General features: G+C 73.0%; 19 protein-coding genes. 11 read left to right on the forward strand and 8 right to left on the reverse strand.

Annotation, left to right across the window (positions count from 1 at the left end; genetic code table 11):
• The 5 genes from SVTN_RS26775 to SVTN_RS26795 all read left to right on the forward strand — a co-directional run bounded on the left by SVTN_RS26775 (position 1) and on the right by SVTN_RS26795 (position 6,348).
• On the forward strand, positions 1-1,017 hold the full coding sequence (locus tag SVTN_RS26775) for an agmatine deiminase family protein (RefSeq protein WP_041131400.1): 1,017 nt from the start codon (positions 1-3) through the stop codon (positions 1,015-1,017).
• Positions 1,018-1,131: 114 nt separating this feature from the next.
• Positions 1,132-1,677: a TetR/AcrR family transcriptional regulator gene (locus SVTN_RS26780; RefSeq protein WP_245727958.1), complete on the forward strand. Its 546-nt coding sequence runs from the start codon at positions 1,132-1,134 to the stop codon at positions 1,675-1,677.
• Between the two features lie 75 nt (positions 1,678-1,752).
• Positions 1,753-3,063, forward strand: a complete 1,311-nt coding sequence (locus tag SVTN_RS26785) for an MFS transporter (RefSeq protein ID WP_041131402.1) — start codon at positions 1,753-1,755, stop codon at positions 3,061-3,063.
• Between the two features lie 282 nt (positions 3,064-3,345).
• Entirely contained in the window at positions 3,346-4,962 is a 1,617-nt protein-coding gene (gene cimA, locus SVTN_RS26790) for a citramalate synthase (RefSeq protein WP_041131403.1), read from the forward strand.
• Between the two features lie 42 nt (positions 4,963-5,004).
• On the forward strand, positions 5,005-6,348 hold the full coding sequence (locus tag SVTN_RS26795) for a hypothetical protein (RefSeq protein ID WP_041131404.1): 1,344 nt from the start codon (positions 5,005-5,007) through the stop codon (positions 6,346-6,348).
• 23 nt (positions 6,349-6,371) lie between these two features.
• Here the strand turns inward: SVTN_RS26795 and dnaN are convergent, their stop codons facing one another.
• Positions 6,372-7,475, reverse strand: a complete 1,104-nt coding sequence (gene dnaN, locus SVTN_RS26800) for a DNA polymerase III subunit beta (RefSeq protein ID WP_041134281.1) — start codon at positions 7,473-7,475, stop codon at positions 6,372-6,374.
• A 170-nt stretch (positions 7,476-7,645) separates the two neighbouring features.
• Between dnaN and SVTN_RS26805 the strand changes: the two genes are divergently transcribed.
• Positions 7,646-8,794, forward strand: a complete 1,149-nt coding sequence (locus SVTN_RS26805) for an EstA family serine hydrolase (protein ID WP_041131405.1) — start codon at positions 7,646-7,648, stop codon at positions 8,792-8,794.
• Positions 8,795-8,872: 78 nt separating this feature from the next.
• On the opposite strand, the gene SVTN_RS26810 is transcribed toward SVTN_RS26805, so the two are convergent.
• Positions 8,873-9,484, reverse strand: a complete 612-nt coding sequence (locus SVTN_RS26810; RefSeq protein ID WP_041131406.1) for a YceI family protein — start codon at positions 9,482-9,484, stop codon at positions 8,873-8,875.
• A gap of 322 nt (positions 9,485-9,806) precedes the next feature.
• Between SVTN_RS26810 and SVTN_RS26815 the strand changes: the two genes are divergently transcribed.
• The 5 genes from SVTN_RS26815 (at position 9,807) to SVTN_RS26835 (ending at position 18,723) form a co-directional block, all read left to right on the forward strand.
• On the forward strand, positions 9,807-10,316 hold the full coding sequence (locus SVTN_RS26815) for a hypothetical protein (RefSeq protein WP_041131407.1): 510 nt from the start codon (positions 9,807-9,809) through the stop codon (positions 10,314-10,316).
• Positions 10,317-10,412: 96 nt separating this feature from the next.
• Positions 10,413-14,312, forward strand: a complete 3,900-nt coding sequence (locus SVTN_RS26820) for an endo-alpha-N-acetylgalactosaminidase family protein (protein WP_052499317.1) — start codon at positions 10,413-10,415, stop codon at positions 14,310-14,312.
• Between the two features lie 115 nt (positions 14,313-14,427).
• The gene (locus tag SVTN_RS26825; protein WP_063782346.1) at positions 14,428-16,767 is read left to right on the forward strand and encodes a polysaccharide lyase 8 family protein; all 2,340 of its coding nucleotides are present in this window, start codon (positions 14,428-14,430) and stop codon (positions 16,765-16,767) included.
• 153 nt (positions 16,768-16,920) lie between these two features.
• The gene (locus tag SVTN_RS26830; RefSeq protein ID WP_078908514.1) at positions 16,921-18,504 is read left to right on the forward strand and encodes an acyl-CoA carboxylase subunit beta; all 1,584 of its coding nucleotides are present in this window, start codon (positions 16,921-16,923) and stop codon (positions 18,502-18,504) included.
• A 24-nt stretch (positions 18,505-18,528) separates the two neighbouring features.
• A complete protein-coding gene (locus SVTN_RS26835) occupies positions 18,529-18,723 on the forward strand; it encodes an acyl-CoA carboxylase subunit epsilon (RefSeq protein WP_041131410.1) in 195 nt (64 codons plus the stop codon).
• Between the two features lie 78 nt (positions 18,724-18,801).
• On the opposite strand, the gene SVTN_RS41130 is transcribed toward SVTN_RS26835, so the two are convergent.
• The 6 genes from SVTN_RS41130 to SVTN_RS26865 all read right to left on the reverse strand — a co-directional run bounded on the left by SVTN_RS41130 (position 18,802) and on the right by SVTN_RS26865 (position 25,078).
• Positions 18,802-20,466 (reverse strand): hypothetical protein, encoded by a 1,665-nt coding sequence (locus SVTN_RS41130; RefSeq protein ID WP_052499318.1) that lies wholly within the window; start codon positions 20,464-20,466, stop codon positions 18,802-18,804.
• Positions 20,463-21,275, reverse strand: coding sequence for a PP2C family serine/threonine-protein phosphatase (locus SVTN_RS26845; RefSeq protein ID WP_041131411.1), 813 nt, complete (start codon positions 21,273-21,275; stop codon positions 20,463-20,465). Before SVTN_RS26845 ends, SVTN_RS41130 begins: the two co-directional genes overlap by 4 nt.
• Positions 21,272-22,060, reverse strand: a complete 789-nt coding sequence (locus SVTN_RS26850) for a vWA domain-containing protein (RefSeq protein WP_041131412.1) — start codon at positions 22,058-22,060, stop codon at positions 21,272-21,274. The genes SVTN_RS26845 and SVTN_RS26850 overlap by 4 nt, the downstream gene beginning before the upstream one ends.
• An 82-nt stretch (positions 22,061-22,142) precedes the next feature.
• A complete protein-coding gene (locus SVTN_RS26855; RefSeq protein WP_041131413.1) occupies positions 22,143-22,973 on the reverse strand; it encodes a hypothetical protein in 831 nt (276 codons plus the stop codon).
• Positions 22,974-23,601: 628 nt separating this feature from the next.
• Positions 23,602-24,078, reverse strand: coding sequence for a hypothetical protein (locus SVTN_RS26860; RefSeq protein WP_041131414.1), 477 nt, complete (start codon positions 24,076-24,078; stop codon positions 23,602-23,604).
• Entirely contained in the window at positions 24,068-25,078 is a 1,011-nt protein-coding gene (locus tag SVTN_RS26865) for a serine/threonine-protein kinase (protein ID WP_041131415.1), read from the reverse strand. The genes SVTN_RS26860 and SVTN_RS26865 overlap by 11 nt, the downstream gene beginning before the upstream one ends.
• Positions 25,079-25,102: the final 24 nt, after the last annotated feature.

Here is a 25,102-nt window from a genome sequence, read left to right on the forward strand (position 1 = left end):
ATGACCTTCCGCATGCCCGCCGAATGGATGCCGCACGAGCGCACCTGGATGGCCTGGCCCAGCCCCAACCCCACCTTCACCAACGAGGAGGAGCTCTCCGAGGCCCGCGAGGCCTGGGCCTCGGTGGCCCGCGCCGTCCGCCGCTTCGAGCCGGTGACGGTGGTCGTCGCCCCCGGCGACGCCGACTCGGCCGCCGCGCTCCTCGGCCCGGAGATCGACCTGGTCGAGCGCGAGCTCGACGACGCCTGGATGCGGGACATCGGCCCGACCTTCGTCACGAACGGCACCGAACTCGCCGCCGTGGACTGGGTGTTCAACGGCTGGGGCGCCCAGGACTGGGCCCGCTGGGAGCACGACTCCAAGATCGCCCGCCATGTGGCGGACGTGGCGGGGGTGAAGGTCCTCCCCTCTCCCCTCGTCAACGAGGGCGGCGCGATCCACGTCGACGGCGAGGGCACCGTCCTCCTCACCGACACCGTCCAGCTCGGCGCCGGCCGCAACCCCGAGTGGACGCGCGAGCAGGTCGAGCAGGAGATCCACGCCAAGCTCGGCACGACCAAGGCGATCTGGCTCCCGCACGGCCTCGCCGGCGACTACGGCCTGTACGGCACCCAGGGCCACGTCGACATCGTCGCCGCCTTCGCCCGCCCCGGCACGGTCCTCGTCCACAGCCAGCAGGACCCGGCCCACCCGGACTACGTGCGCTCGAAGATGTACGTGGAGATCCTGCGCGGCCAGACCGACGCGAAGGGCCGCCCGCTGGAGGTCATAGAGGTCCCGGCACCCACCGTCCTGAAGGACGAGGAGGGCGACTGGGTCGACTACTCGTACATCAACCACTACCTGTGCAACGGCGGCGTGGTGCTGTGCGGCTTCGACGACCCGAACGACGAGGTCGCGGCCGAGATCTTCCGCCGGCTCTTCCCCGAGCGCCACGTGGTCCTGGTCGACGCCCGCCCGATCTTCGCGGGCGGCGGCGGCATCCACTGCATCACGCAGCAGCAGCCGAAGGTCTGAGCGGGACAGGGGGTGAGGTAGAACATACGGGTGAGTACGAGTAGCAACCCGGCGCCCCACCCCCGCCGCCGCAACCAGGCAGCCCCGCCCCGGGAGGACGTGCTCGCCGCGGCCATGGACACGATCGCCGAGCGCGGGCTCGACGGGCTGACCATGGCCGGGCTCGGGCGGCAGGTGGGGATGAGCAGTGGGCACCTCCTCTACTACTTCCGCACCAAGGACGAGCTGCTGCTGCAGACCCTGGAGTGGAGCGAGGGGCGGCTCGGGGCCGAGCGCAGCGCGCTGCTGTCCAGGCCGGGAAGCGCGCGCGAGCGGCTCGACGGGTACGTCGACGTGTACGTGCCCGACGGGCCCCGTGACCCGCACTGGACGCTCTGGCTGGAGGTCTGGAACCGGTCGCAGAACGCCGACGACGACGCCCGCGCCCGGCAGGCCGCCATCGAGGGGGCCTGGCACCGGGACCTGGTCGCGATCCTCGCCGAGGGGGTCTCGCGCGGGGAGTTCCGGGCCGTCGACCCGGACCGCTTCGCCACCCGGATGCGGGCCCTGCTCGACGGCTTCAGCGTGCACGTCGCCGTCGGCATCCCGGGCACGGGACGAGAGCAAGTCCTCGCCCATGTGCGGGAGTTCATCGCCGAAACGCTGATCTCGCGACCGTAACGCACGCAAGTACTCCCGATCGTTGCGCGTTGCACCCTTGTTGCCCCCGCGTGATCTCCGGCACGGTTCCTGCCCATGGGACGAGAGCACTGGAAGAAGATCTGGGTCGGCTCCGCGGGCAACATGGTCGAGTGGTTCGACTGGTTCGTGTACGCGAGCTTCGCCACCTACTTCGCGGGGGCCTTCTTCCCCGAGGGCGACGACACCGCCAAGCTCATGAACACCGCCGGCATCTTCGCCGTCGGCTTCTTCATGCGCCCCGTCGGCGGCTGGCTCCTCGGCCGGGTCGGCGACCGCAGGGGCCGCAAGGCGGCGCTCACCCTCACCGTGACGCTGATGTCCGCCTCCGCCGTGCTGATCGCCGTCGCGCCGACGTACTCCGTCGCCGGGTACGGCGGCGCCGTCGTCCTCCTCCTCGCCCGCCTCCTCCAGGGCCTCTCCGTCGGCGGCGAGTACGCGGCCAGCGCCACCTACCTCACCGAGGCCTCCGCGCCGGAGCACCGCGGCTTCGCCTCCAGCTTCCAGTACGTGTCGATGACCGCCGGCCAGGTCCTCGGCCTCGGCCTGCTGCTCGGCCTCCAGCACACCCTGTCCGACGGGGCCCTGCACGCCTGGGGCTGGCGCATCCCCTTCGTCGTCGGCGCCCTCGGCGCGGCCGTCGTCTTCTACCTGCGCCGCACCATGCTGGAGACCGAGGTGTACGAGGAGGCCGGCGCCGCCCAGGCCGATCGCGGCACCCTCAAGGCCCTGTGGGCGCACAAGCGGGAGGCCTTCCTCGTCGTCGCGCTCACCATGGGCGGGACCGTGGCGTACTACACGTACACCACCTACCTCACCAAGTACCTGTCCAACTCCGCCGGACTGCCCAAGCGGACCGCCACCCTGGTCTCCTTCTGCGCCCTGATCGTCTTCGCCTGCCTGCAGCCGCTCGCCGGCCGCCTCTCCGACCGGATCGGCCGCCGCCCGCTGCTCATCACCTTCGCGGTCGGCTCCACCCTCCTCACCGTCCCGATCCTGGCGATGCTGGGGCACGCCGGGTCCTTCTGGCCGGCCCTCGGCCTCTCCCTCCTCGCGCTCGTCGTCGTCACCGGCTACACCTCCATCAACGCGTGTGTGAAGGCCGAGCTGTTCCCGACCGGCGTCCGCGCCCTCGGCGTTGCCCTGCCGTACGCGATCGCCAACGCCCTCTTCGGCGGCACCGCCGAGTACGTGGCGCTCTGGTTCAAGGACGCCGGCATCGAGTCGGGCTTCTCCTGGTACGTGGCGGGCTGCGCGGCCGTCTCCCTGGTCGTCTACCTCACGATGCGGGAGACCCGCGACATCGACCTGGGCCGCGTCGGCACCGCCGTGTCCGACCGGAAGCGAGATCAACTGCCCGTATCGTGAGACCGCCGTCCCGCTGAAACCGGACCTGTGTCAGACTTCCGGCGTGCTTGCTACCACGATGATTATCGGCAGCAGCGCGCCGGTCCGCAGTGGCCACTGAATCGCGGAACGACCCCCGCGGCAGTGGACACCGTGCCCCAGACCCGCGCGCAGACCTCTCGCACCCGCGAGGGGTTTTTTCGTTTTCCGGCCCCACCCACGCCGGAAGCGGACGACGCGTGAGAATGGGGGCAAGTGGATCCATACCTTCCGGAGCCACATCCGACAGGAGCCATCACAGCCATGACCACGGAGAACGCCGAGGGCTCGCGCCTCGACGACAGCTTCCATGTCTTCGACACGACCCTGCGCGACGGGGCGCAGCGTGAAGGCATCAACCTCACCGTCGCGGACAAGCTGACCATCGCCCGGCACCTCGACGAGTTCGGCGTGGGCTTCATCGAGGGCGGCTGGCCCGGCGCCAACCCGCGCGACACGGAGTTCTTCGCCCGCGCCCGGCAGGAGATCGCGTTCAAGAACGCGCAGCTCGTCGCCTTCGGCGCCACCCGCAGGGCCGGCGGCAAGGCCGCCGAGGACCCGCAGGTCAAGGCGCTCCTCGACTCCGGCGCTCCGGTGATCACCCTGGTCGCCAAGTCGCACGACCGGCACGTCGAGCTCGCCCTGCGCACCACCCTCGACGAGAACCTGGAGATGGTCCGCGACACCGTCTCCTACCTGGTCTCCCAGGGCCGCCGCGTCTTCGTCGACTGCGAGCACTTCTTCGACGGCTACAAGGCGAACCCGGACTACGCCAAGGCCGTCGTCAGTGCCGCGTACGAGGCCGGCGCCGACGTCGTCGTCCTCTGCGACACCAACGGCGGCATGCTGCCCGCCCAGATCCAGGCCGTCGTCGCCACCGTCATCGCCGACACCGGCGCCCGCCTCGGCATCCACGCCCAGGACGACACCGGCTGCGCCGTCGCCAACACCCTCGCCGCCGTCGACGCGGGCGCCACCCACGTGCAGTGCACCGCCAACGGCTACGGCGAGCGGGTCGGCAACGCCAACCTCTTCCCCGTCGTCGCGGCCCTGGAGCTCAAGTACGGCAAGCAGGTCCTCCCCGAGGGCGCGCTCGCCGAGATGACCCGGATCTCGCACGCCATCGCCGAGGTCGTCAACCTCACCCCCTCCACCCACCAGCCGTACGTCGGCGTCTCCGCCTTCGCCCACAAGGCCGGACTGCACGCCTCCGCGATCAAGGTGGACCCCGACCTCTACCAGCACATCGACCCCGAGCGGGTCGGCAACACCATGCGGATGCTCGTCTCCGACATGGCGGGCCGCGCCTCCATCGAGCTCAAGGGCAAGGAGCTCGGCGTCGACCTGGGCGGCGACCGCGAGCTCGTCGGCCGCGTCGTCGAGCGGGTCAAGGAGCGCGAGCTCAAGGGCTACACGTACGAGGCCGCCGACGCCTCCTTCGAGCTGCTGCTCCGCGAGGAGGCCGAGGGCCGGGCCCGCCGCTACTTCCGTACGGAGTCCTGGCGTGCGATCGTCGAGGACCGGCCCGACGGCATCCACGCCAACGAGGCCACGGTCAAGCTCTGGGCCAAGGGCGAGCGGATCGTCGCCACGGCCGAGGGCAACGGCCCGGTCAACGCCCTCGACAAGGCGATCCGGGTCGGCCTGGAGCGGATCTACCCGCAGCTCGCCAAGTTCGAGCTGGTCGACTACAAGGTCCGCATCCTGGAGGGCCGCCACGGCACCGAGTCCACGACCCGCGTCCTGATCACCACCAGCGACGGCAACGGCGAGTGGTCCACGGTCGGCGTCGGCGAGAACGTCATCGCCGCGTCCTGGCAGGCCCTGGAGGACGCCTTCACGTACGGCCTCCTCCGCGCGGGGATCGACCCCGCCGAATAGCCTCATATGTTCGCTTTGGTCCGGTTCGGGTAGCGTCGAACCATGAGGACCAGGGCGATGTCCACGGGGTCGGCCCTCGGCGGGCTGATCATGCTCCTGCTGCTGGTCCTGGCGCCCTTCGCGGGCGCCAGGGCCACGGGCGTGTCCGACGCGGCCGCCGCCCTGAAACAGGGCCCGGTGTACGTCGACCCCGGCGCCGCCGGCCAGCTCTCCACGGCCGACGCGAAGGCCCTCGCGCAGAAGATCAAGGACGCGGACAAGCCGCTCTTCGTGGCGGTGCTCCCCGCGAACGCGCAGTTCCCGCCCAAGGGCCTCATCGACAACCTGCGCGGCCAGACCGGCATCGCCGGCCTGTACGCCGTGCGCCTCGGAAACCGCTTCGACGCGGGCGTCGACCGGTCGGTGATGTCCCCGGCCGCCGTGGACAACCTCGTCACCTCCGTACGCGCGCCGGGCGCCGACGCCGCCACCGAGCTGAACAACTTCGTCGACCAGGCCCTGCCCGCGATGCGCGGCTCCGCCCCGGCCTCCTGGGGCACCGTCGGCACCGACTCCGGGGTCCCGGTCGCCGGGCTCGTCGTCCTCGGCGGTGTCGTCGTCGCGGGCGGCGCGGGCGCCTACGCCGTCGTCCGCCGCAACCGGCTCCGCAAGGAGGCCGAGGAGCGCGCCGCCCTCGACCGGCTGCGGGTCGTCGTCGACGAGGACATCACCGCCTTCGGCGAGGAACTCGAACGCCTCGACTTCCACCCCGCCGAGCGCGGCGCCGACGACGCCATGCGCGGCGACTACGAGCGCGCCCTCGACTCCTACGACCGGGCCAAGTCCCTCATGGGCTCGGTGACCCGCCCGCACGAGGTCCGCGGGGTCACCCAGGCCCTGGAGGACGGCCGCTTCTCCCTCGCCGTCCTGGCCGCCCGCCGCGAGTCCCGCCCGCTCCCCGAGCGCCGGCCCCCGTGCTTCTTCGACCCCCGCCACGGCCCCGCGACCGACGACCGCACCTGGACCCCGCCCGGCGGCGCCCCCCGCCAGGTCCCGGTCTGCGCCGCCGACGCGGCCCGCCTCGACGACGGCCTCGACCCCGCGGCCCGCACCGTCGACACCGACATGGGCCGCCGCCCCTACTGGGAGGCGGGCCCCGCCTACGGCCCCTGGGCCGGCGGCTACTTCGGCGGCGGCATGCTCCCCGGCCTCCTCGTGGGCACCGCCCTCGGCTCCATGCTCTCCACCCCGGCGTACGCCTCCGAGTACGGCGGCGGCGACTTCGGGGGCTTCCAGGGCGGCGACTTCGGCTCCGGCGACTTCGGATCGGGCGACTTCGGCGGCGGCTTCGACGGTGGCGGAGGCTTCGACGGCGGTGGCGGTTTCGACGGCGGCGGAGGGTTCTAGGGGCCTCCGGACGGGTGGACCGGTCAGACCAGCGGCTTCACCGACATCAGGAGGTGGCGGTGGGTGCCGTCGGGGCCGTCGGTGAGGAGGGCGCGCTGGCCCGGGCCCAGGAGGTGGAAGTGGACCTCGGGGGCGTCCAGGGAGCCCAGGGCGTCCAGGAGGTAGCCGGGGTTGAAGGCGACGGTCAGGGACTCCGCGTCCGTGAGGGTGGCGGGGAGGCGCTGGGAGGCCACGTCGTCCTCGTAGCCCGCCTGGAGGTGGAGGGCGGTGGGGGAGAAGGCCAGCTGGACCGGGCTGTCGCCCTCGGCGACGACCGCGACCCGCTTGACGGCCTCGGTCAGCGGGGCCCGCCCGGTGACCGCGAGGGCGTGCTCGCCGAGGGCGAAGAGCTTGTCGTGGCGGGGGAGGCGGCCGTCGAGCAGTCGGGTGGTGGTGCGGGTGCCGGCGCTCTCGAAGCCGAGGGAGCCGGCGTCGAGGGCGAGGCGGGCCGGGCCCGTGCCGGCGAGGGAGCGGGCGATCTCGGTGAGCCGGCGGGCCGGGACGACCACGTCGGCGCCCTCCGCGGGGGCGCCGTCCTCGGGCTTCCACTCCAGGGTGCGGACCGCGTACCGGTAGCGGTCGGTGGCGGCCAGCGTCATGGTGGTGCCGTCCAGGGCGAGCCGTATCCCGGTCAGGACGGGCAGCGAGTCGTCGCGGCCCGCGGCGACGGCGACCTGGCTGACCGCCGCGGCGAAGGCGTCCCCGTCCACGAGCCCGCGCACCTCGGGCAGCGCGGGCGCGGCGGGATAGTCGTCGAGCGGCAGCAGGGAGAGGCCGAAGCGGGCGTCGCCCGAGGTCACCGAGAGGCGGGCGCCCTCCACGGCGAGCTCGGTGGCACCCCGGGGAAGCACCTTGCAGATGTCGAGCAGACGCCGGCCGAGGACCAGCGCCCGGCCGTCGACGGCGGTGTCGGCCTCGACCTCGACGCGGGCCGAGGCCTCGTGGTCGAGGCCCGAGACGCGCAGGCTGCCGTCCGCCGCCTCCAGGAGCAGACCGCCGAGGACGGGCATGGGGGAGCGGGTCGGCAGGACGCGCGCGGCCCAGGCCACGGCATCGGTCAACACGGCGCTGTCGATACGGAATTCCATGCCGGCGACGCTAGCGGCCGCCACTGACAGAGGCGTTGACCTGCGGTTTCAGGCGTCCTTCGGCGAGGCCGGGCCGGAATCGCGTCGAACTCCGGTGAGCGGGAAGGAAATCGCGCCCTTGATCGTTCCTTCGTCCGGCAGTGACAGTCACGCACAGGGGGAGTGGAGCCATGGCCGACGTCCACGGCACGGTGGAGCCCGGATTCGAGTCCGTACGCGAGGTGTTCGCGGAGATCGCCGCGAACGAGGCCCGGGACGGCGGCGCCCAGCTCGCCGTCCACCACCACGGCCGGCTGGTCGTCGACCTCTGGGGCGGTGACGGCGTCGACGGGGACTCCCTGCTCGCGCTCTACTCCTCGTCCAAGGGGGCCATGGCCCTGATCGCCGCGCTCCTCGTCCAGGACGGCGTCCTGGACCTGGACCGCACGGTCGCCTCCTGGTGGCCCGAGTTCGCCGCCGAGGGCAAGGGCGGGCTCACCCTCCGGCAGCTGCTCGCCCACCGCTCGGGCGTGATCGGCGTGGACGACGGCTTCTCGATGGAGGAGCTCGCCGACGACCGCCGGATCGCCGCCCGTCTCGCGGCGCAGCGCCCCTTCTGGGAGCCGGGCACCGGCCACGGCTACCACGCCCTGGTCGTCGGAGCCCTCGTCGGAGAGGTGGTCCTGCGGGCCACCGGCCGGACGATCCAGGAGATCTACGAGGAGCGGGTCCGCGTCCCGTACGGGCTCGACTACTACCTCGGGCTCCCCGAGGAGCTCGAACCCCGGTTCCGTACGGCCCTGCCGCTGCTGCCCACCCCCGCCCAGCAGGAGTTCCTCGCGGCGAACCCGATCGCCCCCGACAGCCTCATGGCCATCGCCTTCAACCTCCACGCCGACCCGCCGTTCGACAATCCGGCCTACGGCAACTCCCCTGCTGTGCGGACGAAGGCCCCGCTCTCCGGCGGCGGCGTCGGCACCGCGCGCGGCCTCTCCCGGATGTACGCGGCGATCGCGGGCGAGCTCGACGGCCGGCCGCCGCTCCTCGCCCCCGGGACCCTGGCCGAGTTCGCCCGGATCCACTCCCGGGGCACCGACCTGGTGACCGGCGGGGAGAACGCCTTCGGCCTCGGTTTCGTCCCGCTGGCCACCCGCCACCCCTCGCTCGGCCCCGGCGCCGTCGGCCACAGCGGGGCCCCCGGGTCCCAGGCCTTCGCCGACCCGGCGACCGGCCTCGCCTACAGCTACGCCCGCCGCCGCTTCGGCTTCATGAGCGGTCCCGGCGCGCCCGAGAACGGCCGGCTGATCCCGGCCGTGGTCGAGGCCGCCGCTGCCCTGTAGGTCCAGAAACGCCGAGCGCCCGCCTCCGCTGATGCTGCGGAAGGCGGGCGCGCTCGTGTGTCCCGTACGGGGGAAGGATCAGGCGGCGTTCTTGATCGCGGAGATGTCGAAGTTCAGCTTGACCTTGTCGCTGACCATGACGCCACCGGTCTCCAGGGCCGCGTTCCAGGTCAGGCCCCACTCGGAGCGCAGGATCTCGGCGGAGCCCTCGAAGCCGACGCGCTCGTTGCCGTAGACGTCCGTCGCGGTGCCGTTGAACTCCAGGTCGATGGCGAGCGGCTTGGTGACGTCCTTGATGGTCAGGTCGCCGGTGATCCGGTACTTGTCGCCGCCCAGCTGCTCGGCGCCCGTGGAGCGGAAGCTCATCAGCGGGAACTGCTCGGCGTCGAAGAAGTCGCCGCTGCGCAGGTGGCCGTCGCGGTCGCCGATGCCGGTGTCGATGGAGGCGATCTTGACGTCGATCGAGGCGGTGGAGGCGCCCGGGTTCGAGCCGTCGAGCTTCAGCGAGCCCTCGTGCTCGGCGAAGGTGCCGCGGACGTTGGTGACCATCGCGTGACGGACGGTGAAGCCGATGCTGCTGTGCGCCGGGTCGATGGTGTAGTCGCCGGTGAGGGCGGCGAGGGCCGGGTCCACCGGGAGGGTGGCGGTGGCGATGGCGGACTCGTTGTTCTTGCGGCCGAAGAGACCCATGACGTGCTCCTTGTCGGTGTTTGTTGAACCTTCAACGAGAACGACTGTAGCCCTATTCCGTTCAACATTCAACATCTGGGGAAGTTGTTCACCCGAACGGCGCCACGGCGACGCCGACGCCCTCTGGCGGACGCGCGTAGAACTACGGCACGATCTCCCTGCGCGACCGGATTCACCGGCTCCACCGGCTCCACCGGCACCATCCGCGCTACCCGCGTCACCGGCTCCACCCGCGCCACCGGCGCCATCTGCACCACCGCGCCACCGGCACCACCTGCACAGCCGTCCCCACCCGTCACGGTCACCAGCAGGAGGCAACCCCGTGAAGCTCCGCTCCGTCCTCACCGCACTCGGCCTCGTCCTCGGCGCCCTCTTCGCCCCCGGATTCGGCGCCCTCTCCACCGCCACCGACGCCCACGCGGTCACCAAGATCAGCCACGCCACCGCGACCTCGATGTTCCGCTCCTCCGGGATCACCTGGTCCTCCTCCGGCAACTGCTCGGACCGCAACAACCCCACCTGTACGTCCTTCGAGCAGCTCAACCTCGCCACCGCCCAGGGCGCCCAGACCCTCAAGAGCGCCAGCGGCTGCGCCCTCAACATCACCGGCGGCACCGAGACCGGCCACGCGAGCGGCACCTACTCGCACTGGAACGGCTACAAGCTCGACTTCAGCAAGTACACGTGCCTCGGCAGCTACATCAAGAACACGTTCACCTACATCGGGCTGCGCGGCGACGGCGCCCCGCAGTGGAAGTCCGGCGCGGGCAACGTCTACGCCGACGAGGGCAGCCACTGGGACGTGACCTTCTACAACTGCGGCGGCTGCTGACCGACTTGGACTAACCGGAGGGGGTTGTTGGACTGGCGGGGCCGTCCGCGGACGATCTCGTTGACGGTGATCCGTCACCCGGGCCAACTAGTGCGCATGTCGCACCCACATCCCTCCGCCCCCTCCGCGGCGCGGCGGCTGCGCACGGCCTGTGCGCTGGCCGCCGCCGGCTCCGCCGTGCTCGCGCTGGCCGGCCCGGCCGGCGCGAGCACGCCCGCCGAAAGCGCCACCGCCACGGCCGCCGCCACAGCCACCGAAAGCGTCGCCGAGAACGCCGCCGTCATCGGCTCCGACCAGCTCTCCGTCGCCGTCGCCGAGGACTTCCCCCGCGTCCTCTCGTACACCGACCGCGCCAGCGGCGCCCGTCTCCTCGGGAGTACGGCCCCGGTCACGCAGGTCGTGCTCAACGGCACCGCCCACGCCGTCCGGGCCACGGGCGCCCCCGTCCTGACCGCCGACTCCGCCGCGTACACCCTCGCCTTCCCCGACCTGCCCGGCGTCGAGATCGACGCCCGGCTGAGCGTCGACGGCCGGACCACCACCTTCAAGGTGACCGCCGTCCGCGACACCGAGGCCTTCCGCGTCGGCACCATCGACGTCCCCGGCCACGACCTGGTCTCCGTCGGCTCCGCGGACACCGGCGCCGCGACCGCCTTCACCCGGCTCGACCCCGACTCCACCCGTACCGCCGACGTCTTCGCCAAGGTCGTCGACGCCACCGCCGCCGACGCCAACCCGGTCGGCGCGAGCTACGCGATCGTCAACACCGGGCAGCTCGCCGCCGCCGTCGAGTCCAACTCCTCCTACGACAAGCCGTCCGGCCCGAGCGCCCGGGACGGCGCCCGCTTCTGGCACCAGGCCCGCAAGAACGGCACCGAGACCCGCGTCGGCGTCTGGTCAGGCCAGTGGACCTACCGCGGCGCCGGCGCCCCGCAGCCCGAGACCGGCGACAACCTGCCCTGGGCGAAGGTCGTCGTCACCCCCGACGCCAACGCCGACGGGGCCGTCGACTGGCAGGACGGCGCCGTCGCCTTCCGCACGATCGGGATCAAGGCCCCCGGCAGCGACCAGACCCCGAACCGGGTCGTCGCCCACATCCCCTTCAACTTCGCCTCCCAGGCCACCCACCCCTTCCTGCGCACCCTGGACGACGTCAAGCGGATCTCGCTCTCCACCGACGGACTCGGACAGTTCGCGCTGCTCAAGGGGTACGGCTCCGAGGGCCACGACTCCGCCCACCCCGACTACGGCGGCAACTACAACAAGCGCGCCGGCGGCCTCGCCGACCTCAACACCCTCCTGCGCGAGGGCAGGAAGTGGGGCGCCGGCTTCGGCGTGCACGTGAACGCCACCGAGTCGTACCCCGAGGCCCACCACTTCAGCGAGACCCTCGTCGACAAGACGAAGCCCGGCTGGAACTGGCTCAACCAGAGCTACTACATCGACCAGCGCCGGGACGTGAACAGCGGCGACCTCGCCCGCCGCTTCCAGCAGCTCCGCGACGAGACCGACCCCAACCTGTCGATGCTCTACATCGACGTCTACTACACGCACGGCTGGATCGCCGACAAGACGATGCAGGCCGTCCAGGCGCAGGGCTGGAACGTCGCCACCGAGTGGGCCGACAAGTTCGAGCGGGCCTCCCTCTGGTCCCACTGGGCCAACGACCTCGACTACGGCGGCGCCACCAACAAGGGCCTCAACTCGAAGATCATCCGCTTCATCCGCAACGGCGAGAAGGACGTCTGGAACAACCACCCGGTCCTCGGCCAGACCGCCCTCGTCGACTTCGAGGGCTGGACCGGCGAGACCGACTGGAACGCCTTCTCCGCCAACATCTGGCAGCGGAACCTCCCCGCCAAGTACCTCCAGCAGCAGAAGATCACCCGCTGGAACGGCGACGACATCACCTTCACCGGCGGCGTCCGCGGCACCGTCGAGAACGGACGCCGCACCTTCTACGAGAACGGCCGCAAGGTCCTCGACGGCGACGGCTACCTGCTCCCCTGGGACGGCGGCAAGAAGCTCTACCACTACAACAAGTCCGGCGGCACGACCAGTTGGGCCGTCCCGGCCGGCACGCGCACGTACACCGTGTACAAGCTCACCGACAACGGGCGCGTGAAGACCGCCACCGTGCGCCCCTCCGGCGGGCGGATCACCCTCGACGCCGTCGCAGGGCAGCCCTACGTCCTCTATCCCGACAGCGCCCCCGCGCAGACCGCCCCGCGGTGGGGCCAGGGCACCCCGGTGAAGGACCCCGGCTTCAACGACGCCAAGCTCGGCGCCTGGACCAAGGCCGGCACCGTCGCCCGCGACACCGACGACCAGGGCCGCAACAGCGCGAAGCTCTCCGGCACCGCCACCGCCTCGGTCCGCCAGCAGATCACCGGCCTCACCCCCGGCAAGCGGTACACCGCCTCCGCCCTCGTCGAGGTCGAGCCCGGGAAGACCCGCCCCACCACCCTGTCCATCGGCGGCCAGGAGGTCACCGTCGAGCGCTCCCCCCTGGAGAACCAGGTCGCCGCCTCCGACTGGAACGGCACCCGCCTCCAGCGCGCCAAGGTCACCTTCACCGCACCCGCCGACGGCTCCGTCCCGCTGCGGATCCAGGCCGCGAGCGGCAGCCCGGCGACCGTCCGCATCGACGACGTACGGATCGTCGCCAACGACCCGGCGACGAAGGCGGGCACGGCCGCGTACGAGGACTTCGAGGCCGTCGACCAGGGCTGGGGCCCCTTCCTCAAGGGCGACGCGGGCGGCACGACCGACCCGCGCACCCACATCGCCCAGCTGCACGCCCCGTACACCCAGGCCGGCTGGAACGGAAAGCCGATCGACGACGTCATCGGCGGCGCCGAGAGCCTCAAGTCCCACGACGAGAACAGCGGCCTCGTCTACCGGACCGCGCCCTGGACCGTCCCGATGAAGGACGGCCACAGCTACCGCGTCGAGTACGACTACCAGTCCAGCCACGCGGGCGCGTACGAGTGGGTCACCGGCTACGACCGCACGAACGGCAACGGACCGGCCGTCGAGACCCGCCGCACCCCGATCGGACAGCAGCGGACCACCGGGCACTTCGCCGAGACCGTCACCGTCGGCTGCGGCGACACCTGGACCGGCCTGCGCAAGCGCGAGGACGCCCCGGAGGGCGCCGACTTCGTCCTCGACGGCTTCACCGTCACCGACCTCGGCCCGGCCGCCGAGCGCACCGCCTGCGGCACGCTCACCGTCAGCGCGCCCGAGACCCTGGAGCCCGGCCGCCCGAACCAGGTCACGGCTACCTTCTCCAACGACGAGGCCGCCGACGTCACCGGCGCCCAGGCCGTCCTGACCCTCCCCGAGGGCTGGACCGCCGAACCCGCCGCGCCCGTCGCCCTCGGCACGGTCGCACCGGGCGCGCAGGCCACCGCCACCTGGCAGGTGACACCGCCCGTGGACGCGGCCTACCAGCCGTACCCGCTGGGCGCCTCCGTCGCGTACGGGATCGGGGGAGGGGACCGGAAGCTCACCGCCGCCACGACCGTCCGCACCCTGCCCCCGCCGCCCACCGCCGACAGCTGGGCCAGCGACCTCGACTGGACCTCGGTCACCAACGGCTGGGGACCCGTCGAGCGCGACCTCTCCAACGGCGAGACCGGCACCGGCGACGGCTCCCCGCTGCGGATCGGTGGAGTGGCCTACGCCAAGGGCCTGGGCACCCACGCCCCGGCCAAGGTCCGCTACTACCTGGGCGGCCGGTGCACCTCGTTCACCGCCGAGGTCGGGGTGGACGACGTCCAGACCACCCGGGGCAGCGTCCAGTTCAGCGTCCTCGCGGACGGTACGGAGAAGGTGAAGTCCCCGGTCCTGAAGGCTCCGGACCCGGCCTGGTCGCTCACCGCCGACGTCACCGGCGCCTCCTACGTCGACCTGGTGGTCGGCGACGGCGGCGACGGGAACGGCAACGACCACGCGGACTGGGGGAGCGCCCGCTTCCACTGCGGGAGCTGACGCACCCGGAGGCGGACAGCAAGCGCTTGCCGTGCTCATTGATTGCGTCGGAAACAGGGTGTTACACCGGGCGCCGACCGGTCTCCACCACTTCCCCCGGGAGGCTCCCGTGTCCCTGCCCCTCTGGTCCCGACGCACCTTCCTGAGCACGACGGCCGCCGCCGCGGCCACCCTCGCCCTCGCCCCGCAGGCCCACGCGGCCGACCCGGCCGACCCGGCCGACCCGGCCGACGAGTTCGAGGCGCTGCGGCTCCGCTGGCTCGACCTCCAGCTCGGCTCCGGCTTCGACGCCGGGGCCGAGCCCTACGCCGGCAAGCTCGCCGAGACGGGCACGCTCGCGCGTGGCTTCCGCGCGGGCATGGCCGCCACCCCCACCTCGCTCTGGCCCGACGCCCCCTTCGACCCGCCGGCCGGCGTCACCCAGAGCTACAGCCGCCTGTGGACCATGACCCAGGCGTACATACAGCCCGGCACCGGCCTCACCGGCGACGAGAGCCTGCTCGCCGACGTGCTGCGCGGCCTCGACCACCTCTCCGCCACCGTCTACAGGGCGGGAGCCCCGCGCTACGGCAACTGGTGGGAATGGCAGATCGGCTCGCCCCGCCTCCTCATGGACATCGTGGCCGCGCTCCACCCCCGCCTCGGCGCCGAGCGCATCGCCGCCGCCTGCGCCGCCGTCGACCACTTCGTGCCCGACTCGGCCCTCGCGAAGTACACCGGCACCTCCACCGGCGCCAACCGCGTCGACCTGTGCCGCTCGGTGGCGCTGCGCGGGGTCCTCGGCGCGAACCCCGCCAAGATCGCCCTCGCCCGCGACGCCCTCTCGCCCGTCTTCCCGTACGTCACCCAGGGCGACGGCCTCTACGCCGACGGCTCCTTCGTCCAGCACACCTGGATCGCCTACTCCGGCACCTACGGGCAGGTCATGCTCGACGGCCTCGGCAAGCTGTTCTCCCTCCTCGCCGGGTCCACCTGGGCCGTCACCGACCCCAACCGCCAGATCGTCCTGGACAGCGTCGAGAAGGCGTACGCGCCCCTCATCTACGACGGACTGATGATGGACAGCGTCAACGGGCGCGCCATCAGCCGCGGCTACCTCAAGAACGACGACCGCCGGATCATGCGCTCCGACCACTTCCACGGCCAGGGCGTCATCGCGGCCATCGCCCTCCTCGCGGGCGGGGCGTCCGCCGCCGAGCGGGACCGGTGGCACGCGCGCGTGAAGGGCTGGATCGAGCGCGACACCGTCTCCCCGATCCTCGCCGCCCGCCAGTTCGGCGTCGCCGACCTCGCCCGGCTGCAGGCCGTGGCCGCGTCGCCCCTCCCCGCCGCTCCCGAGCCCACCGGCCACCGGCTCTTCGCCGCCATGGACCGGGCCGTCCACCGCCGCCCCGGCTGGGCCGCGAACATCGCGATGGCCTCGGACCGGATCGCGTACTACGAGTGCGGCAACGGCGAGAACCCGCGCGGCTGGCACACCGGAGCCGGGATGCTCTCCTGGTGGACCCCGGACCTCGGCGACCAGTACACCGACTGGTTCTGGCCCACCGTCGACCCGTACCGCCTGCCCGGCACCACCGTCTCCACCAAGCGCCTCGCCGACCGGGCGGGCGGCGAGTGGGGCGCGTCCCGGCCGGCGGTCCGCTGGGTCGGCGGCGCCACCGACGGCGAGTACGCGGCCGTCGGCCAGCACCTCAAGGGCCTCGGCTCCACCCTGGAGGCCCGCAAGTCCTGGTTCTGCGCGGCGGACGCGGTCATCTGCCTGGGCGCCGGGATCACCGCGACCGACGGCGTGCCGGTCGAGACGGTCGTCGACAACCGGCTCCTGGGGGAGGGAGGCACCCAGGCCTTCACCACCGGCGAGGGCTGGGCGCACCTGGAGGGGCACGGCGGCTGGGTCTTCCCGGAGGGCGCCGGGAACCTCCGCACCCTCCGCGAGGACCGCACCGGCGCCTGGAGCGACATCAACACCACCAGCTCCACCGAGCGCAGGGCCCGCCGCTACCAGACCCTCTGGCTGGACCACGGCACCGACCCGGTCGCCGCCTCGTACGCCTACCTCCTGATGCCGGGCGCCTCCCCGCGCACGCTCGCGGCCCGCGCCGCCGACCCAGGCTGGCTGCACGTTCTCGACAACACCGCCGAGCGGCAGGCGGTCGCCGTCCCGTCCCTCGGACTGACCGCGGCGAACCTCTGGCAGGCCGGTACGGTGGGACCCCTCACGGTCACCGCGCCCGCGAGCGTCCTCGTCCGGCGCCGCCGCTCCGTCCTCGACCTGAGGGTCTCCGAGCCGCTCCGCACGGGGGAGCCGCTCGAGCTGGTGTGGAACCGTCCGGTCCGCGGGGTGGTCCGCCACGATCCCTCGGTGGAGGTCCTCGCCACCGGCTCCGAGCTGCGGCTGCGGATCACTCCCGGCACCGGGGGCGCGACCCATGGTTGCGAGGTACTGCTCTAGGTCTATGTCGGAACCCCACAAACACGGGGGGTGTCTGGCTGTTGACTCGGGTAGGTCGGGTTCGGGTTCTGTCCAGCCCCACCAGGATTCGACACGCGAGACTGTACGGAGTCGACGGCGGGGTTTTCTTGTGTGACTTCGTAGGGTCGGTACATGACCGTTGTGGACCAGATCCCGAGCGAGCCCGCTGACGCCCGTGGCCGAGTGGCCGAGCTGCACGTCCTGCGCGAGCAGGCGATGGCCGGACCCAGCGAGCGGGCCACCGAGGCCCAGCACGCGAAGGGCAAGCTGACCGCGCGCGAGCGCATCGAGCTGCTGCTCGACCCTGGTTCCTTCAACGAGGTCGAGCAGCTGCGCCGACACCGCGCGCAGGGCTTCGGCCTGGAGGCCAAGAAGCCGTACACCGACGGTGTCGTCACCGGCTGGGGCACGGTCGAGGGCCGCACGGTCTTCGTCTACGCGCACGACTTCCGGATCTTCGGCGGCGCCCTCGGCGAGGCCCACGCCACCAAGATCCACAAGATCATGGACATGGCCATCGCGGCCGGTGCCCCGCTGGTCTCCCTGAACGACGGCGCCGGCGCCCGCATCCAGGAGGGCGTCTCCGCCCTCGCCGGCTACGGCGGCATCTTCCAGCGCAACACCAGGGCCTCCGGCGTCATCCCGCAGATCTCGGTGATGCTCGGCCCGTGCGCCGGCGGCGCCGCCTACAGCCCGGCGCTGACGGACTTCGTGTTCATGGTCCGCGAGACCTCGCAGATGTTCATCACCGGCCCGGACGTCGTCAAGGCGGTCACCGGCGAGGAGATCACCCAGAACGGCCTCGGCGGCGCCGACGTCCACGCCGAGACCTCGGGCGTCGCGCACTTCGCGTACGACGACGAGGAGACCTGCATCGCGGAGGTCCGCTACCTCCTGTCGATGCTCCCGCAGAACAACCGCGAGAACCCGCCGACCGTCGCCTCCGAGGACCCGGCCGACCGCCGCTCCGACGTCCTCCTCGACCTCGTGCCCGCCGACGGCAACCGCCCGTACGACATGCACAAGGTCATCGAGGAGCTCGTCGACGAGGGCGACTACCTGGAGATCCACGAGCGCTGGGCCCGCAACATCATCTGCGCCCTGGCCCGGCTCGACGGCCAGGTCGTCGGCATCGTCGCCAACCAGCCCCAGTCGCTCGCCGGCGTCCTCGACATCGAGGCCTCCGAGAAGGCCGCGCGCTTCGTCCAGATGTGCGACGCCTTCAACATCCCGATCATCACCCTTCTGGACGTACCCGGCTTCCTGCCCGGCGTCGACCAGGAGCACGGTGGAATCATCAGGCACGGCGCGAAGCTGCTGTACGCGTACTGCAACGCGACCGTGCCCCGGATCTCCCTGATCCTGCGCAAGGCCTACGGCGGCGCCTACATCGTGATGGACTCCCAGTCCATCGGCGCCGACCTGACGTACGCCTGGCCCACCAACGAAATCGCGGTCATGGGCGCCGAAGGCGCCGCCAACGTCATCTTCCGCAAGCAGATCGCGGAGGCCGAGGACCCCGAGGCCATGCGGGCCCGCATGGTCAAGGAGTACAAGGCCGAGCTGATGCACCCGTACTACGCGGCGGAGCGCGGCCTGGTCGACGACGTCATCGACCCCGCCGACACCCGCCAGGTGCTCATCAGGTCCCTCGCGATGCTCCGCACCAAGCACGCCGACCTGCCGTCCCGCAAGCACGGCAACCCGCCTCAGTAAGACTCGTCAAGAGGAGTCACCCACGTGAGCACCCCTGCCAACCTTCTCCGCGTCGAGAAGGGCACCGCCGACCCCGAGGAGCTCGCCGCCATCACGGCGGTGCTGCTCGCCCGCGCGGCCTCCCAGCCCACCGAGACCGTCACGCACGGCCGCACGACGGCCGGCTGGCGCCGCCTGGAGCGCGAGCACGGCTTCCGCGCGCCGCACAGCTGGCGCTGAGCCCGCGGCCGTTCGCACGACGGAGGGCCGGAACCCGGTGACACCGGGCTCCGGCCCTCCGTCACGTCCGGACGGCGGCTACGGCCAGATCGCCTGGACCAGTGCGACGACGCCCCAGATCACGGCGGCCACGATGCCGACCAGGATCAGCAGGGCCACGCAGCCCATCGCGACCTCCCCGTTGGTGAGCGGCTTCGTCGCGGGGGTGGCGGCGGGCTCGTCGCCCGAGGACGCGGTGCCGGGCGGGTGGGGTGCGGTCGGGGAAGTCCCGGGCGGAGGAGGCGGAACCGAAGTCCCGGCGGAACCGGCGGAACCGCCGGAGGGGGCCGGACCCGCGGTGGACGCCCCCGCGGACGGGCCGGCCGCCGCTCCCGAGGCACGGGACGCGCGGGACGCGCCGGACGCCCCGTTCCCGGCGGATGCCCCCGTCCCACCGGACGTCCCGTTCCCGGCGGACGTCCCGTTCCCGGCGGACGCCCCGCTCCCGGCGGGCGTACCCGACCCGGGAGCCGTACCCGACCGGGGAGCCGTACCCGCCCCAGGAGCCGTACCCGACCCGGGAGACCGGCCCGGTCGCGGCACCGAGCCCAGCGGGACGGACGCCGAGTCCTTCGTACCCGCCGAGGCCCCCGCCGCCCCTCCCGCACCGGAGTTCCGCCCCGGACCCGCCACGAACGGGTCCGGCTGCCCGGCCGACCTGCGCCCGCACCACGGGCACGCCGTCAGATGACCGCCGTAGTGGTGCTCCGGCACGTCCGCGCACTGCACGACCGCCTCCCGCGCCTCGTCCAGCGCGTCCAGCCAGACCGCCGACGACGGGCGGCGCCGGGGATCGCGCATCCCCGGACCGAAGGTCCGCCGCGCCAGCTCCACCAGCCGGGGCGGCAGCACCTCGGGGGCGAGCAGCTGCGCCGGCACCTTCACCCGGCCCGGCTCGACCAGGAACGAGGTACCGCTCGCGATGTTGTCCTTGCGGGTCGCCTCCTCGGCGCCGTACAGCGGAGCCCCGTCGAAGGGGTGGTTCCCGCCGGTGAGCAGCTGGTAGACGAGGACGGCGAGGGCGAAGTCGTCCGCCTGCCGGGTCGGAGGCTCCCCCCGCTGCCGCTCGGGGCTCGCGTAGTCGTCCGTGAACACCTCACAGCCGAAGGACTCACCGGTCAGCGTGTCGGTGAAGGCGAACGAGTCGCAGTCCAGGAACGTGACGAACCCGTTCCGGTCGACGACCGCGTTGGCGCTCGACAGATCGCCCACGACGAAGCCCTGCTGATGCAGCTCGGCCGTCATGTACGCCAGGTTCGAGGCCACCGCCAGCAGGAACTTCCAGTGCGCCCGGCCCTCGAACCGGCGCAGCCGCACCGACTTCTGCAGCAGCCCGCTCAGCTGGGTGTGCGCCGCCGGATCCAGGTACGGCATGCCGTAGCCGATGGGACTCCCGCCCGCCTCGATCAGGTCCACCGGCCACACCAGCATCGGCGGCTGACCGGGCGCCAGCCGCTCCCCGGCGAGCGGATCGGCCCGCAGCATCGCGGTGAGCCGGCGCAGCTGGGCGCCGTCGGGGATGCGGTTGTAGATCTTGGCGGCGAGGTCGGCGCGCTCGTTCAGCCGCCACACGCTGCCCTGCCCGCCCGTCCCCAGCGGCTTCGGCGCCCGGGTGACGCGGGTGCCGTCCCCGAGCGCCAGGGAGACGCCGTCGAGGGAGACGTGGTCGTCGGGGTGTCCGAGGTTCTCGTCAGCGGTAGTCATGTCCGTATCGCCCACAGGAGAGTCTTGTCGTCCCCGGTCACCCGGGTGATCTGGTCCGATCCGAGGAACTCGGAGAGCTGCCGCTCCTCCTCGTCGTGGTCGTAGTCGGGCCGGGCGAGCCGGTCGAAGAGGTGCCCGAGGAAGGCGTCGTGCGGCATCGGGGGCCGCCCGGCCGGCGCCCGCCGGAGCAGGGCCTGGGTCAGTCCGTCCGTGGACAGCAGCACCCCGTCGACGCCGTCGTCGCGGACGCAGTCCACCCGGAGGTGGCGGAGCGCGGTGGGCGAGCCCACGAACACGGTCTCGTTCGCGTACTCGCTGCCCGTGTGCGCGCGGGGCAGCAGGTCGTACGCGGGGTGCGCGGGATCGCCGGCGTCCGAGACGTCCGACCGGACGACCACGAGACCGTCCCCGACCGACAGCTGCCCCAGCCAGCCCGGGGCGAGGACCACCACCGTCAGCGTCGTCGCGTACGGGCCGGGGGAGTCGCCGCACGACTGCAGGAACGCGGCCCGCACCTCGCGGAACGCCTCGGTCAGCGCCTCCTTGCGCGCGTGCGCGTCCGGCAGTTGCTCCCAGGGCGTCACCAGGGGTTCGAACGTCCTGGTCGCCAGCCGTACGGCCAGCTGGGCGCCCTCCTGGGAGCGCGGCGCGCTCCCCGCGCCGTCCGCCACCGCGAGGACGAGCCCCGACGGGGTCCTGCGGGCCCGCCACGCGTCCTGACAGGGCATCCGCTCCCGCAGGTGCCGGTAGCCGATGGCGCTGGTGCCGTGCACCCGCCAGTCCGGGGGCGGCCCGTCCGCCGGCCTCACGCCGGGACCTGCCCGCCGCCGCGCCGCCGCTTCAGACGGGCGAAGATCTCCTGGAACTCGGCCTCCGCCGCACCGCCCTGGGTCGCCTTGGCGCTGTGCGACATCGCCGTCAGCAGCTCCGCGAACGGGAAGCCGTCCAGCCACGCGTGGTAGTGCGGCGCGAGCTCCTGCAGCACCTCCTCGGCGCCCGAGTGGCGCTCGCCGACCCCCACCGCGAACAGCCGGAAGCGGCGCTCCTCCTCCGCCTTGCGCAGATCGGGCAGGAGTTCGCGGTACGCGTGCGAGAACCTGCCCTGCTCGTCGCTCGGATAGCCGTCCGTGACGACGCAGATCTGCGGGCGGTAGTACGTCAGCCCCTCGGCCCGCAGCCCCGCCTTGTAGTCGGCGACGACCTCCATCGCCAGGCGCAGCGCCCGGTCGAGGAGCGTCACGCCGTGCGCGCGCAGCACCGGCGGCCGGAACTCGTGGGCCGGTACGAAGGGGCTGTGCGGCCACACCGGGGCGGTGGCGCCGAGCGGGGTGGACCCCTGCCAGACCGTGATGCCGTCGCTGCCGCCGAAGGTGATCACGGCGACGTCGACGGCGGCGCTCAGCGCCATGTCCTCGGCGAGGCTCTCCGCCCATGAACCGAGGGCGGTGTTGAGCGAGGAGATGGCGTCGCTCCGGGTCAGGGAGGTCGAGGTGTCCAGGCAGAGCAGCAGCGGCAGACGCTGGGCGCTGTCGAACTCGAAGCCCATGTACGGCACGGGGAGCGGGGCTTCGTCGGGCTGGGGCGTGGCGGTCACGGCTACTCCGTGGAGCGATGGGTGGTCAGGAAGGGACGAGCGGGTACGGGGTGGGACGGTGGTTCGTCGGACGTGCGGAGGTTCAGCTGAGCGGACCGGCCCGGAACACCGGCGGTTCCGAGTCCGGGACGCGGGTCACCCGCACCCGCTCACCGGGGTACGGGTACGCCGACGCGGACCCCTGCCAGTGGGCCCGGCACAGGGCGCCCTCCCACTCCACGTATCCGTGCGGGCGCAGCCAGGTCGCGACGGTCGCGACGTCCCGCCTGCCGCCCTGCAGCGCGAGCGTGTCGAGGTTGCGGCCGTCACCGTCCGGGAGCGCGGGCCGGGGTCCGTCGGCGGACGGGTGCGCGTCGGGCGCGTGCGTCGCGTCGGCGGGGGCTTCGGGGAGCGGGGCGGGGTGGGGGTCGGCGGGAGGTTCGGTACGAGGGGAGGCGGGCGGAGCGGTCTGGGGACGGACGGTCGGAAGGGCCTGGGCGGAGCGGGGCGTGGGGGCCTGGGAGTCGGACGGAAGGGCCGTGGCAGAGTCGGGCGCGTGGGCCGGGGTGGGGTCGGGCGCGTGGGCCGGGGTGGGGTCGGGCGCGTGGGCCGGGGAGCCGGGCGCCTGGGCCTGGGGGGAGGCGGTCGGGGTGGTCTGCGTGGTCTGCGGCGGCGGGGCGGTCCGGGGGTGAACGGGCGCGGGGGTCCCCGACGGTGGGGTGCTCCGCGGGTGGGCGGGCGGGGCGGTCCGTGGCGATGCGGCGGGGGGCTGCGCGTGCGGTTCGCCGGTCGCGGCCGGGGGCACGCGATCGTCGGCGCGGTCCCGCTCGTGGACGAAGCCGGCGGTGTCGAGGAGGGCGATCCCGGCCTCCATCACCCGGTTGAGATGGCCCCAGAACCCGAGGGCGGACGGCGCCGCCGGGCGCCCGGGCACCTCGCCCGCCCGCCCCGGATCCTCCTGCCGCCGATCGGGCTCACGTCGCGCACCGGGCAGGGGCGTCCCGTCGGATCCGGGTCGACCATCGGATCCAGACCGACCGTCGGAGCCAGGCCGACGGTCGGGGACCGGCCGGCCGTCGGGACCAGGCCGGCCGTCGGGACCAGGCCGGCCATCGGGGCCAAGCCGACGGTCGGAGCCAAGCCGACCGTCAGAGCCAGGCCGACGGTCGGAGCCAAGCCGGCCGTCGGATCCAGGTCGACCGTCGGATCCAGACCGACCGTCAGAGCCAGGCCGACCGTCGGAGCCAGGCCGATCGTCGAGGCCAGGCCGCCCCCCGGGCCCCCTGGCCTCCGGGCGTCGGTCCTCCTCCGGCTTCCGTGCGGACTCCGGTCTCCCCGTGCCCTCCGGCTTCCGTGGGGACTCCTGCTTCCGGGGAGTCCCGGCGTTCCGCGGGTCCTCCGGCTGCCGGGCGGACTCGGGCGTGCGGGGAACCTCCGGCCTCCGGTCGTACCCCCGGCGCGGTCCCGTGCGCCATGAACTCGTGCTGGCCCACATGAGGGCGAGTGCCGCCGCGGGCGGTACCACCAGGATCGTCAGCAGGACGACGGCCCATTCCATCCGGTCACTCCCGGGTCGTGAGGTCATCGGTGCTCCGCAGGACGAATCCGAGGTCGTGGCACTCGCGCAGCAGCCGCACCGCCGCTTCGAGCAGGGCGTCGAGCGTCGACGCGAACCCCGTGGCGGTCAGGTGCGCGGCGAGCGGCAGGGCGAGGACGGCGGACAGCAGCGGCGCCTCGCTGCGGACGTCGCCGAGGATCGCGGTCGGGGTCACCTCGCGGGAGTTCCACGCGATCGCCGCCGCCGCCGTGGGCGCGAGCCGGTCGGGGGAGATCAGCGTCCCGTCGGTGACGGCCACCACGAGGGACCCGGCGGCGCGGCTGACGTCCACGGTGAGCCGGGGCCCGGTCGGGCCGCCGGCCCGGGCCTCCAGGTAGAGGGCGCCGTCCTCGCTCGCCACGGGTTCGCCGATGCGGCGCGCCCATTCGCGTACCAAGGGTTCCCAGCCGTCGCGCAGTTCGACGGCGTGTTCAGCGGGCATGGTGCAGAACCGCCTTCTGGACGAGGGACCGGGAGAGTCCCGAGGCGAGGAGCCGGGAGGCGATCGGGCGCAGCGCGCACGGGTCACCGGCGCCGCTCCGCGCGGGCAGATGGCAGCGGTGCGGGGGATCGGGCACGGGCTCGGTGCGTTCCCGGCCGCCTCCGGCGCCGCCGGGTTCGGTGCCGGGTTCGGTCCCGAGGAGGCCGGAGAGCGCGGTCACGAGCAGGTGGGGCAGCGGGCGGTCGGCGGCGGCGGTGGACAGACAGGCGGCGATCAGCCCGGCGAGCGGCGTGGACACCCCGGTCAGGAAGGGACTCCTGCCCTCGAGGATCCGGATGCTCGCGGGCAGTCCGGTGCCGAAGGCCGGCCGGCCCGTGGCCGCGTACGCGAGGACGGCGCCGAGGGCGAAGACGTCGACGGCCGGGGTCGGTTCGCGTCCCAGGAGCTGTTCGGGCGCCATGTAGCCGTGGGTGCCGAGGACCGCCCCGGGGAGGGTCAGTCTCTTCGTCGCCGCCGTCGTGCGGGCGATCCCGAAGTCGATGAGGCGGGGTTCGCCGTTCTCCAGGATGATGTTGCTCGGTTTGACGTCGCGGTGGATCACCCCGCGCGCGTGCACCTCGGAGAGCGCTTCCGCGAGCATGCAGCCGAGCGCCGCCACCTGCGGCTCGGGCAGCGGCCCTTCGCCGGAGACCCTGGCCTCCAGGGTGGGCCCCGCCACGTAGCGGGTGGCGAGCCAGAGGGGCGGCCGGACGGTCTCGGCGGCGTAGACGGGCACGGTGTAGGGGCTGTGGACGTCGAGGAGGGCGTCCACCTCGCGGGCGAAGCGCTGTCTGATCTCGTGGAGGTCGGCCAGGTCCCGGCGGATCACCTTGACCGCGAGGCGCTGCCCGCCGGGGGTCCGGCAGAGGTAGACCTTGCCCATGCCGCCGTTGCCGAGCGTGCGGACGACCGTGAAGTTGCCGATCCGGTCCGTACGGTCCGTACGGTCGTACGTGCTCATCCCGCCTCCCCCGAGGTCCCCTCG

The sequence above is a fragment of the Streptomyces vietnamensis genome (assembly GCF_000830005.1).
GTDB lineage: Bacteria > Actinomycetota > Actinomycetes > Streptomycetales > Streptomycetaceae > Streptomyces > Streptomyces vietnamensis.